This is a genomic window from Streptomyces sp. GC420, from assembly GCF_009916105.1.
GTDB lineage: Bacteria > Actinomycetota > Actinomycetes > Streptomycetales > Streptomycetaceae > Streptomyces.
Genome location: NZ_JAAAXQ010000611.1, coordinates 1 through 2979, shown reverse-complemented (window position 1 = coordinate 2979; position 2979 = coordinate 1). Strand labels below are relative to the sequence as shown.

The following is a 2979-nucleotide window of genomic DNA, read 5'->3' as shown; positions in this document are numbered from 1 at the left end:
CGCCCGGCCCTCAGCCGTCCCCGGATGGGCGCCCTGTGACCAGCGAGATCGACACCGCCATGCCGCACGACCAGGAGGCCGAGCAGGCGACGCTCGGCGCCATGCTGCTCGCTGGTCCCTGCTATGACCTGGTGCCGGAGATCACGGCCGTGGTCGGTCCGGAGGACTACTACCGGCCCGCGCACGCCACCATCCACGCCACGATCACGGACATGCACGCGACCGGCCTGCCCGTGGACGCCATCACCGTCGCCGCCCGCCTGCGCGAGACGGGCGACCTTCGGCGGGTGGGTGACGTGAGCTACCTGCACACCCTCGTCCAGGCAACACCCACGGCAGCGAACGGCCCCTACTACGCCGAGATCGTCGCCGGCCTCGCCAAGGCACGCCGCCGCATCGAGATCGGGACCCGGCTGCTCGCCCATGGCGGTCCGGACGCCGCCGACACCGAGCGGATCGCCGCCCAGGCCGCCGCCGAGCTGGCCACCCTCGGTACCGGCGACCGCTGGCCGGACCCGATCCCCCTCGGGACCCACGCGGGCCTGCCCGTGTTCCCCGTCGCGGCGCTCACGCCGTGGATCGGAGAACAAGTCGCTGCCGTGGCGGAGTTCACCCAGACCCCGCCCGACCTATCGGCCACCATGGCGCTCGCGGCGCTGTCGACGGCCGCCGGCGGCCGAGTCCATGTCGAGATCCGTCCCGGGTGGCGCGAGCAGTCCAATCTCTATCTCGTGTGCGCCATGCCCCCGGCATCCCGGAAGTCCGACGTCTTCGCCTCGATGACCGAGCCGATCTATGACGTCGAACGGCAACTCCAGGAGGAGTCCCGCGCCCGGATCATCGAGGCGGAGACAGCTCGTGAGGCCGCTCTCGCCGAGGCGGAAGGGCTGATGCCGAAGGCCCGCAAGCCCGGCGACGGCATCGACCGGACGGCGCTGGTCGCCGAGGCCGCCGCCGCGAAGCTGCTCGCCGCGGAGATCCACGTACCGCCGAAACCGCGGCTGACCGTCTCCGGCGACATCACTCCGGAACCCCTCGCCCAGCAGCTCGCGATTCACCGGTGCCTCGCCGCGCTCTCCCCCGAGGGCGATCTGTTCGACATCATCGCGGGCCGGTACAGCGCCAAGCCGAACCTCGGCGTCTTCCTCCAGGCGCACAAGGGGGAGCGGCTACAGACCGACCGCATCACCCGCGAGCAGCCGAGCGTCGACAAGCCCGCGCTGACCATCGGGATCACCCCGCAGCCGGCGGTTCTGCAGGACCTCGCCGGAGCACCGGGCGCCCGGGACCGTGGCCTGCTCGCCCGGTTCCTCTACGCTCTGCCGCCGTCGAACCTGGGCTACCGCAAGACCCGTACCGCCCCGGTGCCGGAGCCGGTCGTCCAGCGGTACCGCGATCTCCTGTCCCGGCTGCTGCGGACGCTGTACGCCCTGCCGGAGTCGGTGACCGTACCGCTCACGCCGCGGGCGGACCGGGCCGTCGAAGGCTTACAGGACAAGCTCGAAGCTTCCCTGCGGCCGGAGCAGCCGCTCTCCCACCTCCTCGACTGGGCAGGCAAGCTCGTCGGCCACACGGCCCGCATCGCGCTGCTGCTCCACCTCGCCGACCGCATCCAGGGAGAGACCTGGGGACAGCCGGTCGACGAGGCGGTGATCACTCGGGCGGCGGAGATCGCGGACTACTACACCCAGCACGCGCTGGTCGTCTTCGACCTGATCTCCTCCGACCCGGCCACCGAGGCCGCACAGACCATCCTCGACTGGCTCCGACGGCCCAGGACCGACGGCACGTGGCGTACGGCGATCAAGCGGCGCGACGCCGTCGCCGCCTCCCGCCGCTTCCGCACCGTCTCCCAGGTGGAGCCGGCACTCGCCCTCCTCGAAGCGCACGGCTACCTCCGCGCGGACGAGCCGACCCGGACAGGCCGCGCCGGACACCCCGGCACGGCGACGTACCGCGTCCACCCCTCGCTTCGAGGGGAGGGCAGCACCGATGCCCGCTGATCGTCAGCACCGTCAGCACAATCCACTGACCTGCCAGAACACCCGACGACACCCGGTCAGCACCCGTCAGCGCCGTCAGCGGATCCCGCAGCGCGTGCTGACGCTGCTGACCTCCGCTGACCCCCGTCAGCACAGCGAAGCCGCAGGCAGGCGGATTCCGCTGACAGCGCTGACGTTCCACGGAGCCGAAGGGGAGTGATCACCGTGCGCCGAGAACCGCACCTGAAGCTTGCCGACGTCCTCACCGAACTCGACATGTCCCGCGCGGCCTTCTACCGCATGCGCGCCCGCGGACAGGCCCCGCGGTGCATCCGGCTCCCCAACGGACAGCTCCGCTTCCGCCGGACCGATCTCGACCAGTGGCTGAACGACCACGAGGAGGCGCCCGCGTGCTGACCTACGACGTCGAGATCTGGAACATCCGCACGCGCAAGGGCCGGGCCAAGCCGCACATGCTCCGCTGGCGGGTCGGGACGCGGGAGCACTCGAAGAGCTACGCCACCAAGGGGCAGGCCGAGGGCCGACAGACCCAGTTCCGCGCCGCTCTCCGCAAGCGCGAGCAGTTCGACACGGAGACCGGGCTCCCCGAATCCGAACTGCGCGCGCTCAACGCACCCACGTGGTACGAGCACGCCCGGGACTACGTCGCCATGAAGTGGCCGCGGGTGGCGGCCAAGCACCGGGCGAGCATCGCCGAGTCGCTGGCCGTCGTCACGGCCGTCCTGGTCTCCGAGTCGAGGGGGACGACCCCGGCTCCGTCCCTCTTGCGCCGCGCTCTGCTGATGTGGGCATTCCGGCTGGTCAAGAACAGTGACGGCGCCCTGGTCTCCCGGCTGGACTCCGAGCCGCCTCCGGCGGATGTCGCATCCGCCCTGGCATGGGTGGCGAAGCACTCCCTGAAGATCGAGGAGGCGGCCCACCCGATCCACCTCCGCCGCGCCCTCGATGCACTGGCCTGGCGGCTGGACGGCAAGCC

At 71.5% G+C, this 2979-nt stretch carries 2 protein-coding genes and 1 pseudogene; all 3 read left to right on the top strand.

The window, feature by feature from the left end; genetic code table 11:
* On the top strand, positions 1–2003 hold a 2003-nt coding region (locus GUY61_RS36860; protein ID WP_208106911.1), incomplete at its 5' end, for a DUF3987 domain-containing protein.
* A gap of 204 nt (positions 2004–2207) precedes the next feature.
* Positions 2208–2399: a helix-turn-helix domain-containing protein gene (locus GUY61_RS36855; RefSeq protein ID WP_166634653.1), complete on the top strand. Its 192-nt coding sequence runs from the start codon at positions 2208–2210 to the stop codon at positions 2397–2399.
* Positions 2393–2979, top strand: a pseudogene (locus tag GUY61_RS36850) (site-specific integrase); the annotation flags it as partial. The gene GUY61_RS36855 and the pseudogene GUY61_RS36850, both read left to right, overlap by 7 nt.